The sequence below is a fragment of the Microbacterium sp. F51-2R genome (assembly GCF_052180235.1).
GTDB lineage: Bacteria > Actinomycetota > Actinomycetes > Actinomycetales > Microbacteriaceae > Microbacterium.
Genome location: NZ_CP197470.1, coordinates 546,818 through 561,337 on the forward strand (window position 1 = coordinate 546,818; position 14,520 = coordinate 561,337).

Annotated in this window: 15 protein-coding genes, 1 other RNA gene and 1 pseudogene; 7 read left to right on the forward strand and 10 right to left on the reverse strand. The window is 69.2% G+C overall.

All coding sequences use genetic code 11. The features are described 5' to 3' along the window. Positions 1-4: 4 nt before the first annotated feature. Together ACSBPH_RS02680 and ACSBPH_RS02685 are read right to left on the reverse strand one after the other, a co-directional pair. The gene (locus tag ACSBPH_RS02680; RefSeq protein WP_442576075.1) at positions 5-1,459 is read right to left on the reverse strand and encodes a phytoene desaturase family protein; all 1,455 of its coding nucleotides are present in this window, start codon (positions 1,457-1,459) and stop codon (positions 5-7) included. Further along, positions 1,456-1,962: an SRPBCC family protein gene (locus ACSBPH_RS02685; protein ID WP_442576076.1), complete on the reverse strand. Its 507-nt coding sequence runs from the start codon at positions 1,960-1,962 to the stop codon at positions 1,456-1,458. Before ACSBPH_RS02685 ends, ACSBPH_RS02680 begins: the two co-directional genes overlap by 4 nt. A 129-nt stretch (positions 1,963-2,091) precedes the next feature. On the opposite strand from ACSBPH_RS02685, the gene ACSBPH_RS02690 reads away from it, so the two are divergent. From ACSBPH_RS02690 to ACSBPH_RS02705, 4 genes are all read left to right on the forward strand, one after another. Then, positions 2,092-3,060 carry a squalene cyclase gene (locus ACSBPH_RS02690; protein ID WP_442576077.1) on the forward strand — a complete coding sequence of 323 codons (969 nt, stop codon included), beginning with the start codon at positions 2,092-2,094 and terminating at the stop codon, positions 3,058-3,060. Positions 3,061-3,156: 96 nt separating this feature from the next. Beyond that, positions 3,157-4,494, forward strand: coding sequence for an MFS transporter (locus tag ACSBPH_RS02695; protein WP_442576078.1), 1,338 nt, complete (start codon positions 3,157-3,159; stop codon positions 4,492-4,494). 11 nt (positions 4,495-4,505) lie between these two features. After that, entirely contained in the window at positions 4,506-5,048 is a 543-nt protein-coding gene (locus ACSBPH_RS02700; RefSeq protein WP_442576079.1) for a YaeQ family protein, read from the forward strand. 120 nt (positions 5,049-5,168) lie between these two features. Next, a complete protein-coding gene (locus ACSBPH_RS02705; RefSeq protein ID WP_442576080.1) occupies positions 5,169-6,494 on the forward strand; it encodes a flavin monoamine oxidase family protein in 1,326 nt (441 codons plus the stop codon). On the opposite strand, the gene ACSBPH_RS02710 is transcribed toward ACSBPH_RS02705, so the two are convergent. The 4 genes and pseudogenes from ACSBPH_RS02710 to ssrA all read right to left on the reverse strand — a co-directional run bounded on the left by ACSBPH_RS02710 (position 6,491) and on the right by ssrA (position 8,054). Then, positions 6,491-7,189, reverse strand: a complete 699-nt coding sequence (locus ACSBPH_RS02710) for a Type 1 glutamine amidotransferase-like domain-containing protein (RefSeq protein WP_442576081.1) — start codon at positions 7,187-7,189, stop codon at positions 6,491-6,493. The genes ACSBPH_RS02705 and ACSBPH_RS02710 overlap by 4 nt on opposite strands. Positions 7,190-7,274: 85 nt before the next feature. Continuing rightward, the gene (locus ACSBPH_RS02715; RefSeq protein WP_442577349.1) at positions 7,275-7,424 is read right to left on the reverse strand and encodes a hypothetical protein; all 150 of its coding nucleotides are present in this window, start codon (positions 7,422-7,424) and stop codon (positions 7,275-7,277) included. A 51-nt stretch (positions 7,425-7,475) separates the two neighbouring features. After that, a pseudogene (locus ACSBPH_RS02720) lies at positions 7,476-7,718 on the reverse strand (putative immunity protein); the annotation flags it as partial. Then, positions 7,685-8,054: a transfer-messenger RNA gene (gene ssrA / locus ACSBPH_RS02725) on the reverse strand. The gene ssrA and the pseudogene ACSBPH_RS02720, both read right to left, overlap by 34 nt. A gap of 148 nt (positions 8,055-8,202) precedes the next feature. On the opposite strand from ssrA, the gene ACSBPH_RS02730 reads away from it, so the two are divergent. After that, positions 8,203-8,868 carry an SIMPL domain-containing protein gene (locus ACSBPH_RS02730; protein ID WP_442576082.1) on the forward strand — a complete coding sequence of 222 codons (666 nt, stop codon included), beginning with the start codon at positions 8,203-8,205 and terminating at the stop codon, positions 8,866-8,868. Between the two features lie 164 nt (positions 8,869-9,032). Further along, positions 9,033-10,454 (forward strand): DUF222 domain-containing protein, encoded by a 1,422-nt coding sequence (locus ACSBPH_RS02735; protein WP_442576083.1) that lies wholly within the window; start codon positions 9,033-9,035, stop codon positions 10,452-10,454. Positions 10,455-10,476: 22 nt separating this feature from the next. Here the strand turns inward: ACSBPH_RS02735 and smpB are convergent, their stop codons facing one another. The 3 genes from smpB to ftsE all read right to left on the reverse strand — a co-directional run bounded on the left by smpB (position 10,477) and on the right by ftsE (position 13,103). Beyond that, positions 10,477-10,953 (reverse strand): SsrA-binding protein SmpB, encoded by a 477-nt coding sequence (gene smpB / locus ACSBPH_RS02740; protein ID WP_442576084.1) that lies wholly within the window; start codon positions 10,951-10,953, stop codon positions 10,477-10,479. Between the two features lie 75 nt (positions 10,954-11,028). Continuing rightward, positions 11,029-11,943 carry a permease-like cell division protein FtsX gene (gene ftsX, locus ACSBPH_RS02745; protein ID WP_442576085.1) on the reverse strand — a complete coding sequence of 305 codons (915 nt, stop codon included), beginning with the start codon at positions 11,941-11,943 and terminating at the stop codon, positions 11,029-11,031. Beyond that, complete coding sequence (gene ftsE, locus ACSBPH_RS02750) at positions 11,940-13,103, reverse strand: cell division ATP-binding protein FtsE (RefSeq protein ID WP_442576086.1); 1,164 nt, start codon at positions 13,101-13,103, stop codon at positions 11,940-11,942. The genes ftsX and ftsE overlap by 4 nt, the downstream gene beginning before the upstream one ends. Positions 13,104-13,221: 118 nt before the next feature. On the opposite strand from ftsE, the gene ACSBPH_RS02755 reads away from it, so the two are divergent. Beyond that, positions 13,222-13,377: a hypothetical protein gene (locus ACSBPH_RS02755; protein ID WP_442576087.1), complete on the forward strand. Its 156-nt coding sequence runs from the start codon at positions 13,222-13,224 to the stop codon at positions 13,375-13,377. Positions 13,378-13,394: 17 nt separating this feature from the next. Here ACSBPH_RS02755 and prfB read toward each other — a convergent pair whose 3' ends face one another. Next, a complete protein-coding gene (gene prfB, locus ACSBPH_RS02760) occupies positions 13,395-14,504 on the reverse strand; it encodes a peptide chain release factor 2 (protein WP_442576088.1) in 1,110 nt (369 codons plus the stop codon). Positions 14,505-14,520: the final 16 nt, after the last annotated feature.

Here is a 14,520-nt window from a genome sequence, read left to right on the forward strand (position 1 = left end):
GTACTCAGGGCGAGAGGTCGGGGAGGGCACGGGTGCCGAATTCGTGCCGCAGCGCGCTCAGCGCGGCGTACCACCCCGTGAGGCCGTGCACGCCGGGGCCGGGGGCGACCGAGGCCGACGCGAGATAGACGCCGGGCATCGGCGTGCGCCACGGCTCGGGGCTGATGACGGGCCTGCGGATGAGCTGCCAGAGCGAGGGCGCGCCGGCCGCGATGTCGCCGCCCGGGTAATTGGGATTGTGCCGCTCGACGTCGACGGCGGTGCGCGAGTGGCGTCCGATGATCGTGTCGCGGAAGCCCGGCGCGTAACGCTCGATCTGACGGATGACCGCCTCGGCGCGGTCGGCAGAGCTCCCCGCCGGAACGTGCGTGTAGGTCCAGAGCGTGTGTCGACCGGCCGGTGCCCGGCTCGGGTCGACGAGGGTGGGTTGCGAGACGAGCACGTAGGGGCGGTCGGGAAGACGCCCGGCATTGACCTCGTTCTCGGAGTGCGCCACTTCGTCGCGGGTCCCACCGACGTGCACGGTGCCGGCCTCGCGCACGGCGGGGTTCTGCCACGGCACCGGCTCGCTCAGGGCGAAGTCCACCTTGGCGACCGCTCCCCCGTAGCGGAACGACTCCATCGCGCGCCGGTAGCGCGACGGCATGCGCGCGCCCGCGATCGCGACGAGTGCGCGCGGAGTGACGTCGAGCATCGTGACGCGGGCCGGTGGCAGTTCGTCGAGGCTCGCGACCTCGTGGTCCAGCACGAGCTCGCCTCCGTGGGCGCGCAGGTCGGCGATCATCGCGTCGGTGATCGCCTGACTCCCGCCGATCGGGATCGGCCAGCCCCGCGCGTGGGCATACGTGCCGAGCGCGAGACCCGCCGCGGCGGCCGCGAGGCTCGGCTGCGGAAGGATCGTGTGCGCCGCGACTCCCGTGAGAAGGGCGGGCGCGAGCTCCTCCCGGAAGCGTGCGTTCCAGAGCCTGCTCCCCTGTTCCAGCGCGCGCAGGCCGAATGTGACGGGGGTCCGGATGCCGCGGGGCACACGCACGAGCGGCGAGCCCGTGAACTCGGCGACCTCCTCTACGCGCTCCACCAGCGGGCGCATGAGCGCGTCGTACGCCGCGCCGTCGACGCCGAGCCCCTCGCGGGTGCGATCGAGGTCGCGGTAGGCGAGAGCAGCGCGGCCGTGGTCGAGGGGCTGGGCGAACGACAGGTCCGGTGTCGCGAACTCGACGCGACGGGCGAGGCCGAACTCGCGGAAGAACCGCGACTCGAAGGCCAGCGGGTGCACGGCCGAGCACACGTCGTGCAGGAAGCCTGGCAGCGTCAGCTCGCGGGTGCTCACGCCTCCCCCGGCCTGATCGGCCCTCTCGTAGACCCGCACGCGCAGCCCCGCGCGGGCAAGCGTCACGGCCGCGGCCAGTCCGTTGGGGCCGGAGCCGACGACGATGACGTCGAGGTCTGGCTGCCTCACGAGCCGGGCGCCCCGTCCTCCCCGGAGGCGGCCAGCTCGCGCTCCGCGCTCGTCGCACCCGAGGGGCGCACCGCACGGCCTTCGGCGAGATACGCAAGCCGGTGGAGCGTCTCGGCATTGCGCCACTGCAGGACGGCATCGAGCAGCGGGGCAGGCACGAACCGGCCCGGCCCTGATACTGCCTCTTCCTGGATGCGCACGATGCAGCCCTCTCCGCGATGCTTCACGTCGATCGTCACACGGGCCTCGCCGATGGGCCAGCCCCGTGCGCGCATCACCATGCGTCGCGGCGGCTTCCACTCCTCGACGCTCGTCGTGTCGTCGATGAGCGCGGGCCAGACGCCGAACGAGTGGTGCAGCGCCGAGCCCTCGGCGGGCCAGTCGTCCGCGACCTTCCGCATGCGCGACGCACCCACGACCCACGAGGGGTACAGCCATCCGTCCCCGAGCACGCGGAACACCTCTTCGGGCGTGCAGTTGAGCACTCTGACGTTTCGTGACATCGGGGCCCCTCAATGGTCGGTCTCGCTTCCTCCGACGCTACGGGGGACGGATGCCGCGGCAGAGGCGGTTGCACCGGCGACGCGAGTGTGATCCACCCCGATGTCGGGAGGCGTGAGTAGCGTGCACTCATGACCGTTGATCGCGCCCTGCTCGCGTGGCTGCTCGACTCCGATCCTGCCCTGCGCTGGCAGGTGCAACGCGACCTGGCCGGCGAGCCGCCGGAGCTCTGGGAAGAGACACGGGCCCGCGTGGCCGACGAAGGGTTCGGCGCCGAGCTGCTGTCGCGACAAGACGAAGACGGCCAGTGGGCGGGCGGAGCCTTCTTCCCCGTGGGCTTCTTCGACAGCCCCGAACGCGATCTTCCCGGCCAGCCGTGGGTCGCCACGACGTGGTCGTTGAAAGACCTCCGCGAGTGGGGTGTCGATGCCGCTCGACTCGCGGGGACGGCCGAGAAGCTCGCCGCGAACAGTCGCTGGGAGTATGACGACCTCCCCTATTGGGGCGGCGAGGTCGACGTCTGCATCAACTCGTACACGCTCGCGAGCGGCGCCTGGCTCGGCGCCGATGTCTCACGCCTCGTGGAGTGGTTCCCCGAGCACCGACTCGAAGACGGCGGCTGGAACTGCGAGGCGGAGGAGGGCGACTCCGTGCGCTCGTCGTTCCACTCGACGCTCAACGCCGCGCGGGGCATCCTCGCCTACGAGCGGATCACGGGCGACACCTCGATGCGCGAGGCCCGCCACGGCGGCGAGGAGTATCTCCTGAGCCGGCGTCTCATGTACCGCGCATCCACGGGCGACCCGGTCGGGCCCTTCGTGACGCGCTTCGTCTACCCGAACCGGCACCGGTACAGCGCGCTTGCCGCCCTCGACCACTTCCGCGACGTCTCGCTCCTCGAAGGCACACCGCCCGATCCCCGGCTCGCCGACGCGATCGAGGTCGTCCGAACGGCGCGTCAGCCCGACGGCACGTGGCTGCAGACCACTCCGCTCGCCGGCCGCACGTGGTTCGACGTCGACGTGCCCGAGGGGCAGCCGTCCAAGTGGCTGACGCTGATGGGCACGCGGGTTCTCGATTGGTGGGATGCCGCGCGCTGAGCCGCCGGTAGAGGGGGCGGTGCGGGGTTAGCCTGGAAGTGGGTGCCGGGTCGCGGCATCCGCTCTCCCCCACCCACCGACGGACAGGATCCGGCTTTGTCGCGCACGCCCGCCCTCGCTGCGCCGGGCTGGCGCACGTGGACGGTGTGGTCGATCGGCGTGCTGGCCTACGTCGTCGCGATCGTCAACCGTACGTCGCTGTCTTCAGTCGGCGTCGATGCGCAGATGCGCTTCCACGCGGATGCCTCGGCACTGTCGATGTTCGCGGTGATCCAGCTCGCGGTGTACGGCCTCATGCAGATCCCCGTCGGCCTGCTGCTCGACCGATTCGGTGCGCGGCCGATCATCGCGATCGGGATGGTGCTGATGGCGATCGGCCAGGGAGTCATGGCCTTCGCGGATGTCGTGGGCATCGGCATCCTGGCCCGAATCCTGATCGGCGCGGGCGACGCCGCCGTGTTCCCGAGCGTGCTGCGCGTGGTCGCGACGTGGTTCCCCGAGCAGAGGGCCCCGTTCCTCGTCCAGATGACGGGCATCATCGGTCAGCTCGGTCAGATCGTGGCGGTCATCCCCCTCGCCGCCCTGCTGCACGCGACGTCGTGGAGCGTCGCCTTCGGAAGCCTCGCGGGGCTGGCCCTGCTCTTCGCCGTCCTGACCTTCGCGATCATCCGCAACCGGCCACCGGAACGCGAGTCCGATCCCGTCGACCTGTCGGTGAACACCGACACCGGCGCGGTGCGGGTCGTGCAGTCCTCGGCGGATCTGCGGGAGGGCTTCCGCGAGTCGTGGGGGCATCCGGCGACACGGCTCGGATTCTGGTCGCACTTCACGACGCCGTTCGCCGGCACCGCGTTCATGCTCCTGTGGGGTTTCCCCTTCCTCACGGGCGGCGAGGGCCTCACGCCGGCCGCGGCATCCCTCGTCATGACGTCTCTCGTGATCTTCAGCATCATCAGCGGCCCCATCATCGGCGCGCTCTCGAGCCGCCACCCGACGCGCCGGTCGCGCTGGCTCGTGCTCCCCACCGTCGCGTTCCAGGCGCTCATGTGGCTCGCCGTGATCCTCTGGCCGGGGCCCGCGCCGGTATGGCTCCTCGTCATCCTGATGTTCGCTCTCGCGACCGGCGGACCTGCGTCGATGATCGCGTTCGACCACGCGCGCACGTTCAACCCGAGCCATCGCCTCAGCACCGCGACCGGCATCGTGAACGGCGGCGGATTCCTCGCCGCCCTCATCGCGATCCTCCTGATCGGTCTCGCCCTCGATCTGCAGGGCGCCGGCACGCCCGCGACCTATTCGCTCGACGCGTTCCGCATGGCATTCCTGACGCAGTTCCCGCTGTGGATCATCGGTGCCATCGTGATCGTCGTGGAGCGTCGCCGCACGGTCCGCCACATCGGCGGCGTCGACAACTTCCCGCACCGGCGCCGATAGGCTCGAGCGTTATGGCAATCGGGGCGACGATCCACACCTTCGCGGTGCAGCTGGCCGACGTCGACCGCGGCGTCTACGAGGCGCTCAGCCTCCGTGTGGCGCGCCATGCGTCCGAGACGGACGCCTTCATGCTCACCCGCGTGCTCGCCTACTGCCTCGAGTACGAGGAGGGGATCGCGTTCAGCGAGGGGATCTCGGCGACCGACGAACCCGCCGTGTCGGTGCGCGACCTCACCGGCAAGCTCCTCGCCTGGGTCGAGGTGGGGGCGCCCGATGCCGCACGTCTGCACACCGGCAGCCTCCAGGCCGAGCGCGTCGCCGTCTACACGCACCGCGACCCGGCGAAGGTCGCCCCGCTGTGGGCCGGCAAGAAGATCCACCGCGCCGACGACATCCGCCTCTACAGCTTCGACCCGGGCTTCCTCGACGCGGCGACAGCCGTCCTCGAGCGGCGCAACACGATGTCGGTCTCGATCACCGAGCGGCGGCTCTACCTCGAGCTGAACGGCACGACGCTGGCGACCGACGTGCACGAGCAGACGGCGCAGGCGTAGCGCGAGGCATCCGCCGCCGGCCGCAGTGTCACCCGCGATGCCGCGCCCGATGCCGCGCCCCTCCTGACGGACCGCTAGCGTCGAAGTGCGGGCGAAGGGCGCCCGGCGAGGAGCGTCGCGATGCAGCAGTTCGACACGATCGTCGTCGGCGCGGGAGTCGCCGGACTCACGGCGGCGCGCCTGCTGACGCGGCACGGGCAGAAGGTCGTCGTGCTCGAAGCGCGCGACCGCATCGGCGGGCGGGTGTGGACGGTCCGCCACGAGGGGCATGTGACCGATCTCGGTGCCTCCTGGATCCACGGCATCACCGGCAGCCCTGTCGCCGCTGCCGCGGCGGCGTTCGGCATGCGCACGATGGAGTTCACCGTCGGTGGCTATCAGCCCGACGGCCGCCCCATCGCGTACTACGGACCCGATGGCGAGAGGCTCGGGGTTGAGGCGACCCGCCGATTCGTCGACGACATCCGCGCGGTCGACGAGACCCTGCGCGCCGTGGTCGCCGATTCGGCTCCGGATGCCTCGTACCGCGACGTGACCGAGGCGGCCCTCGCTGCTCAGCACTGGGATGAAGAGCGCGCGCAGCGCGTCCGGGAGTACCTCGAGCATCGCTCGGAGGAGCAGTACGGCGCGTGGATCGAGGATCTTGCCGCGCACGGCCTCGACGACGACTCGATCGAGGGCGACGAGGTGGTCTTCCCCGACGGGTACGACCGGCTCGCGGCGGGGCTCTCGGAAGGACTCGTCATCCGTCTCACGCACGAGGTGGAGCGCGTCGCGTGGTCGCCGGACGGCGTGGCGGTGACGACGGAGTACGGCGTCTTCTCAGCGCGCGCCGCCATCGTCACGGTTCCCGTCGGAGTGCTCCAGTCCGACGACTTCGTCATCGAGCCGCCGCTCCCCGAGCCCGTCGCCGGAGCGCTCAGCCGACTGCGCATGAATGCGTTCGAGAAGGTCGTGCTGCGCTTCCCGACGAAGTTCTGGGACGACGGCGTGTACGCGATCCGTCAGCTCGGACCCGAGGGGCGGTGGTGGCATACCTGGTACGACCTCACGTCGCTGCACGGCGAGCCGACGCTCCTGACCTTCGCTGCCGGCCCGGCCGCCGTCCAGACGCGCGACTGGGACGAAGAGCGCATCGCGGAGTCGGTGCTCGCGCAGCTGCGCCGGCTCTACGGCGAGGCGGCGGTGCCGCAGCCGTCGCACATCCTGGTGTCGGACTGGCAGGACGACCCGCTCGCCCACGGCTCGTACGCCTACATGACCGTCGGTTCGACGACCGCCGACCACGACGACCTCGCCACCCCGATCGGCGGAGTGCTCCACCTCGCCGGTGAGGCGACCTGGACCGACGATCCCGCGACCGTTCCGGCGGCGCTCCTCTCGGGGCATCGGGCGGCGCAGAACGTGCTCGGGCGCGACATCCCGATCGAAGACGCCTGGACCTAGTGCGACTCGGCCAGCGAGCCGTCAGGGTCAAAGCGGCGCCAGTGGCCTGACGAGACGACGACCGGGTCGACCGCGGGATCCCGCACGACGAGCGCCGAGTCGTCGTCGACGAACCAGACGGCCTGACGCGTTCGCTCCGCACCCCGGGCGGCCCACTCTTCGGCGTTCGGCGACATCCAGTCGGCGCCGAGATGACCGAGGAAGAACCAGTCGAAGAGCGGGACGGCGGGGGCGATCTCATCGAGTCCGAAGAGCTCGAGCTCGTCCTGATCCTCGAAGTCCTCCGGCCATCGGCCGAGCATGCGCGGGAAGATCATCGATCCGGCGCTCCACCCGACGTACACCTTCTCTTCGAGGAGCTCCTTCAGGATGGGAGCCAGGCCCGTCGCCGTCCACGCGTGCGCCAGCCACAGGTTGCTGCCGCCATAGCCGAGGATCACATCGGCCGAGCGCAGTCGCGACTCCACCAACGCGGGCGGACCCGCGAAGAGCGACGCGACATCGAACTCGGCCCAGCCGAGTGCGCGGAGCCCCTCCAGATGCTCGACGAGCTTCGAGCTGTCGCCGGGGAACCCGAGGATCGCGTCGATCACCACGACGACGCGCGATTCCGCGGTGGGCTTGCCGAGCAGATCGACGAGGGCACCACGGATCAGCTCGTTCGCAATGCCGTTCGAGGTGAGGAGCATTCGCATCGGGCCAGGCTAAAGCAGGCCTGTTGGCGGCTACGGCTTACGGAGCCCCGACCGAATGGCGTGTCGCCCGGAAACCCGCGGAGCGTCACGGAATCGGCTCGGTGAGCGGATTCTGCAGAGAACGGATGATGGCGCCGAGCTCACCGGATGCGAGCAGGCCGGCCCCCAGCGGCCCCGCCGAGTCTTCGCCGACCGGGGGCAGCTGCCGGAGCGCCGACCGAACGTCGTCGGTCATATGGCGGAGCTGCCACGTGATCTCGTCTGCGGTTGCTGACCCGCTGTCGGGCTCCGCCAGGCCCGCCGCTCTGGCAGCGTAGGCCGCGGCACCGAGCGCGTGAGCCCTCATATGCGCGACGCCCGCAGCTTGACCGGCGGCCCGCGCCGCCGGTGAAGTGACCGGCTGGACAGCGGGGCCCGCGACTGACACCCGGCCAGCGAAAAGGGCCCGAGTTCCGCGTGATCGCGGCTCTCGGGCCCTGTTCTGTGACAACGGCTTTGTGGAGATGGGGGGAATCGAACCCCCGTCCATCGCTGAGTAACGGCGGATTCTCCGGGCGCAGTCTGTGCATGCGTTCTGCTCGGCCCCGACCTTTGTCACAGACACCTAAGTCGACGAGCCCAGCCTGAAAAAGTCCCGCGTGACGCTCAGGCGTCATCACGCAGCAAGATCCCTAAATGACGCCAAGGACCGTGACGGGATCAGTCACGGATTGACGGAGTCGGGCTCGCTGCTTACGCAGCGAGGGCGAACTCGGACTGCTTGTGTTCGGCAGTTATTGGTTCGCAGGGGGCGTTCACGAGATAACCCTGCATCCTCGGCCCGCTTCTCGCAGATTCGCAGGCGATGTCGAAACCGATCATCCCCGTGCCCTCGAATCGAGGTGGTGCTTCGTCTGAAGCGGCCGTTGTCACACTGTGGAGTTTTCACCCCCGATGCCGAAGCATCAGGAGCACACCAGGATACAACGGAACCGAGGCATCCGTCATTCCCGGCCTCGCGTAGAGTCGCCCGCATGAGCGATGTCGTCATCACTGTCCGCGGCGAGCACGAGGCGTGGGTCTCGCCCGAGGAAGGGGTCGTCCGCCTTTCGGTGCGCGCCGAAGGCCCCGACCGCGGAGGCGTCGTCGAGCGCATCTCCGCACTCGCCGAGCCGCTGCGCACCGATCTGGCGGCGCGCCAACAGCAGGGCGGGGTGCGCGAATGGTCGAGCCGGCGCGTCGCAGTCTGGGCCAATCGCCCGTGGAACAACGAGGGCAAGCAGCTGGCCCTCGTGCACTATGCGTCGGTCGAGTTCAGTGCCACTTTCACCGACTTCGCCGCGCTCTCATGGTGGGTCAGTGAGATCGCGGAGCGAGACGGCATCCAGATCGACGGCGTCGAATGGCAGCTCAGCCGCGCGACGGCGAAGCAGGCTGAGGCGGATGTCGCGGCCGAAGCCGTGCGCGTCGCGGTCGATCGTGCGACCGCCTACGCCAAGGCGATCGGCCTCACGTCGGTGAAGGCCGTGGAGATCGCCGATGTCGGCCTGCTCACCCGCAGCGATCCGCCGCCTGTCGAGATGGCGCGGATGATGAAGGCGTCGTTCGCCTCCGACGCAGGCGGAGCCGCGGCCGTCGAGCTGCAGCCCGAAGAAATCATCGTGTCGGCGGCCGTGGAAGGCCGTTTCGTCGCGAACTGAGGTGCGGATTTCCATTGCGGGATTAGAACATATGTGCGATACTCGACGCAAGAGATTCGACGACGGTTGATTCAGGACGAGTGACGCTGACCAGGGCTGAGTAGGGGTGCGCATGCCGCGCCCACCGAATCTCGGTACCCCTCCCCTGGTCGAGCGAGACGTCCATGAACCCTGAACCGCAACCCGACTCCGACGCGCAGCGCGCTCGCGACGAGACCCGCACTTCGGTGCTCGTGTCAGCCTTCGTGGGTGGCCGTGAAAGCCGCGCGGCGCAGGAGGCCGAAGAGATCCGCACCCTTGCTGCTGCGGCACAGCTTGTCGACGAGCAGCGTGGCAGGCTGACCACGCGGGCCTCGATCAAGTCCGATCTCCCGGCTCGCACGATGGTGGCGGAGTTCGCGACCGCCGCTCGAGTCAGCGAGCGGACGGTCCAACGCCAGCTCGACGAGTCCGCCGATTTGTGCCGACGATTCCCCGAGCTCGTCGACGCCCTGGCAGCCGCGCGCATCTCTCGTGCGCACGTGAACGTGATCCACGACGCGGGCTTTCCGATCGAGGATGCCTCGGCTCGCGCCGGGTTCGTCGCTGCGGCCATCTCCCGCGCCGAGACCATGACACCGGGGCGCCTGCGGCCCATCGTGCAGGTGCTGGCGACCCGGGCGAACCCGCAGTCGATCCAGGAGCGCCACGATCACGCCTTCGAGGCACGGAGTGTGCGGGTCTTCGACGGCGCCGATTGTATGGCGACGCTCCAGGTCTCCGGTGCCGCAATGCTCATTCACGCGATCTACGATCGGCTCACCGCGGATGCGCGCGGCATCATCGCTGCACGGCCTGGTGCCCACGAGGCGCTCGCGACAGAGGGCGGAGCGCCCGACACCGCAGCCGCCGATGCCGCGACCTCCGACGTCTCCGACGTCTCCGACGACCGCACGATGGACCAGCTGCGCGTCGACATCCTCACCGACCTGCTCCTGACGGGTACAGCTCAGAGCTGTTCCGCCGGCGACGGCCTCGACGCGATCTCGGCACGGGTGCAGATCATCGTGCCGGTGCTCACCGCGGCGGGCACGGGAAGCGAGCCGGCGCTGCTTGCCGGCTACGGCCCCATCGACCCGACAACAGCCCGTCGGCTCGCGGGAGGGGCGAAGACGTGGGAGCGGGTCATGACGTCTCCGGTCACGGGCGTTGTCGTGGCGGTCGACACCTACCGGCCCAGCAAGGCGATGAAGCGGTTCCTCGGAGCGCGAGATGAGCGATGCCGCTTTCCCGGGTGCCGTCAGCCCGTGTGGCGGTGCGATCTCGATCACACGCTCGATGCGGCTCTCGGCGGCGCGACCCACTGCTCGAACCTCGCGCACTTGTGCAAACGTCACCACATCCTCAAGCACCAGACTCACTGGACCGTCCGGCAACTCGAGGATGGCGTCCTCGAATGGACGAGCCCGACCGGCCGGGTCTACGTCGATCTGGCCGAACCGGTCCTGCGGTTCACCGCATCACCGGAGCCACCGGAGCCACCGGGAATCGACCTGCGGGATCCGACGACGTGGCGCGCGGACGACGGCGATCCGCCGGGATTCTGAGCTGGTCCTGGGGTTCGCTGACCTAGTCGCCGAGGCGGTTGCGGGAGCGCATGGCGCGCTCGGCCTCTCGCTTGTCTTCGCGCTCGCGGATCGTCTGGCGCTTCTCGAACTCGCGCTTGCCCTTCGCGACGGCGATCTCGACCTTCGCCCGGCCGTCCGAGAAGTAGAGCCGCAGCGGCACGAGCGTGTATCCGCCGGCCGAGATCGCGTGCGAGAGCTTGACGATCTCGTCCTTGTGCAGCAGCAGCTTGCGCGTGCGCTTGGCGGAGTGGTTGGTCCAGTGGCCCTGCGAATACTCCGGAATGTTGACGGCGTCGAGGTAGGCCTCTCCCCCGTCGATGAAGGCATAGCCGTCCGAGAGGTTCGCACGCCCCTCGCGAAGGGACTTCACCTCTGTGCCCGTCAGCACGAGCCCCGCCTCATACGTCTTCTCGATGGCGTACTCGTGGCGCGCGCGACGGTTGGTCGCGACGACCTTCTCACCGCGTTCCCGGGGCATGGCGATTTCCTTCGGTTCGTGCCGACGAGCGGCAGCACGCCCGCCAGGGTCGGCAGGACGGCCCGTCAGTCTATCTCAGGCCCGCAGCCACCGGCGGATCGCGAAGCCCGCCGACAGCGCAGCAAGGACGATCCCGATGATGATGAGAATGGGTATGACAGTCCACGCATCGTCGATCCCGACCCAGGTCGTGACGAAGTCGACGCGGTTCCGCAGGTACTCGTTCACCCCGAAGTGCACCCCGAGCAGCACGGCACCGCTTGCGAGGATCGACCCGATGAGCGCGGCGAACACGCCTTCGAGCACGAACGGCGTCTGGATGAAGCTGTTGGATGCCCCGACCAGGCGCATGATGCCCAGCTCCCGTCTTCGGGCATATGCCGACAGCCGGATCGTCGTGGCGATGAGGAGAACCGCCGCGACGAGCATGAGCGCCGCGATACCCACCGCGATGTACGTCGCGACGGTCAGCGCCGAGAAGAGCGGCTCGAGGTATTGCAGCTGGTCCTTCACCTCCTCGACCCCGTTCATCCCTCGGAAGGCCTCGATGATGACAGCCGACTGGCGTTGATCGACGAGGTTGACGCGGAACGTCTGGTTGACCTGGTCGGGGGTCACGACGCTGGCCGCCTCCTCGCCGACGAGATCGAGCAGCTCCTTGTACGCCTGATCGTGGTCGACGAAGTCGTACGTGCGGATGAGGGGCGCCAATGCGGCGCCGTCGAGGCGCGCGCGCACCTCGTTCAGCTGGTCCTCGGTCGCAGCCCCGCTCGCACACGTCGCGGTCTGCGAGACCGACGTGCACATGTAGATCGCGACCTGGGCGCGGTCGACCCAGAAGTCGCGCATCGTGCCGATCTGCATCTGCATGAGAATCGCCGCACCGACGAAGGTGAGCGACACGAACGTCACGAGGACGACGGAGATGACCATGGAGACGTTGCGGCGAAGGCCGTTCAGCGCCTCGCCGAGGACGAGCCCGAGCCTCATGACGTGGGCCCCACTTCATCGTCGGGATCGACTTCGCCGAGCCCGAGGCGGTCGGCGAGGCCGAGTTCGGCGACGTCCAGTTCGAGCGCCTCCACTGTCGGGATGGGAGCCGTCCGCGGGCGTGACGGCTCTTCGGCAGCGATCTTCTCGACGGGTTCGGCCGGCTTGGTGGCGGCAGGTTCCGACGATGCCTCGGGCGCGAGCTCGGGCTCCGGAAGCACGAGGGGGGCCTCATCGACCCTCGCCTCCGCCAGCGCCTCGACCGACTCCTCGATCGCCAGCTCGCTGGCCACGATGGCCTCGTCCTCGACGGCCAGCTCCGCCGAGGCTGCGGCCGCCGCGACGGCGGCGTCGACGGCTTCGGAGTCCACGGTGCCCGTCTGCACGATCTCGCGGTGCAGCTCGAGCACGGCGGTGAGCGCTGCGACGGCCGCCGCGCCCTTCTCCGGCTCGGGCGCGAGGCTCGGCAGGCCGGAGGTATCGCCGTAGCCGCCGTGCCGCTCGTCGCGCACCATCTCGCCGTGCGACAGCTCGATGACCCGTCGCTGCATCTGGTCGACGAAGCCCGCCTCGTGCGTGGCCATGACGACGGTCGTGCCACCCGCGTTGATGCGCGCGAGCAGCTGCATGATGTCGACGGATGTCGCGGGGTCGAGGTTTCCTGTCGGCTCATCCGCGAGCAGCACCTGCGGGCGGTTTACGAGCGCCCGCGCGATGGCGACGCGCTGCTGCTCACCGCCGGAGAGCTCGTGCGGGAAGCGGCGCTCCTTGCCCTTGAGCCCCACGAGAGCGAGAACCTCCGGCACGGCCTGCTGCACGAAGGCCCGCGACGAGCCGATCACCTGAAGCGTGAAGGCGACGTTCTGGAACACGGTCTTCGTCGGCAGCAGCCGGAAGTCCTGGAACACCGCACCGATGTGACGGCGGAGGTAGGGCACCTTGCGGTTCGGCAGGGACTTGAGGTCGCGGCCGAGGACGACGATCCGGCCGTCCGACGGCGTCTCCTCGCGGAGGATCAGCCGCAGGCACGACGACTTCCCCGAGCCCGAAGGGCCGACGAGGAAGAGGAACTCGCCCCGCGTCACCTCGAAATCGATGTTGTGGAGGGCGGGCTTCGCGGTGCCGCGAAAGCGCTTCGTGACGTTCTCGAACCGGATCATGGCTCAACGAGCCTAAGCGCGACGCGCGCCGACCGTCAGAGCGACACCCGCGGGCGCGGCATCAAGTACGCGGAGTTCCTGGGCCGCGCATCCCGAGCGGAGTTCTGGTGCCGTCTCGGTGCGCCGACTCCGCGACGCCGGGCACAGCTGGGGGAACCTCTTCTGGATCCTGCTGCCGGTGGCGGGCCTGATCGTGCTGATCGTCCTGTTCGCCCAGCCGACGCGATTCATGGCGCCGGCGGCGTCGCCGAGCCAGCAGTACACCGCGGTCTAGCGGCGCTCAGTCGACGTTCAGTCGTCGTCTTTGCGCTTGCGCCAGCGGATGCCGGCCGCGATGAAGCCGTCGATGTCGCCGTCGAACACCGGGGCGGGGTTGCCGACCTCGTAGCCCGTGCGCAGGTCTTTGACCAGCTGCTGCCCGTACAGGAAGTACGACCGCATCTGGTCGCCCCAGCTCGCCGTGATGGTGCCGGCGAGCTCCTTCTTCTTGGCCGCCTCCTCCTCCCGCTTGAGCAGGAGCAGGCGGGTCTGCAGCACGCGCATGGCGGCGGCGCGGTTCTGGATCTGCGACTTCTCGTTCTGCATCGACACGACAATGCCGGTCGGAAGGTGGGTCAGCCGCACAGCCGAGTCCGTCGTGTTGACCGACTGCCCGCCCGGGCCCGACGAGCGGAAGACGTCGACGCGCAGATCACCCTCGGGGATGTCGACCTCGACGGCCTCCTCCATGACGGGAATGACCTCGACCGCCGCGAACGACGTCTGACGCTTGTCGGCGGAGCCGAAGGGACTGATCCGCGCGAGCCGATGCGTCCCCGCCTCGACCGACAGAGTGCCGTAGGCGTAGGGCGCGTCGATCTCGAACGTCGCCGACTTGATGCCGGCACCCTCCGCGTAAGAGGTGTCCATGACCTTGACCGGGTACTTGTGACGCTCTGCCCAGCGCAGATACATGCGCATGAGCATCTCGGCGAAGTCGGTCGCGTCGTCGCCGCCCGCGCCCGAGCGGATCGTCACGACGGCGGAGCGCTCGTCGTACTCGCCGTCCAGCAGCGTCTGCACCTCGAGCTGGCCGATGATGTCTTCGAGCTCGGCGAGCTCGCGGCGCGCCTCCTCGGCGGAATCCTCGTCGTCCATCTCGATCGCGAGCTCGATCAGCACGTCGAGATCGTCGAGGCGCGCCTCGATGTCGGTGATGCGCTTGAGATCGGCCTGACGGTGGCTCAGCGCGCTCGTGACCTTCTGCGCCTTCTCGACGTCGTCCCAGAGATCGGGCGCGCCGGCTTCCTCGCTCAAGCGAGCGATGTCGGAGGTGAGCGCTTCGACGTCCACGACGGCCTTGATGTCGGCGAACGTGGAACGGAGCGCTTCGATGTCGGCGGAAAGATCGAGTTCGAGCATGACAGTCCAGACTAAC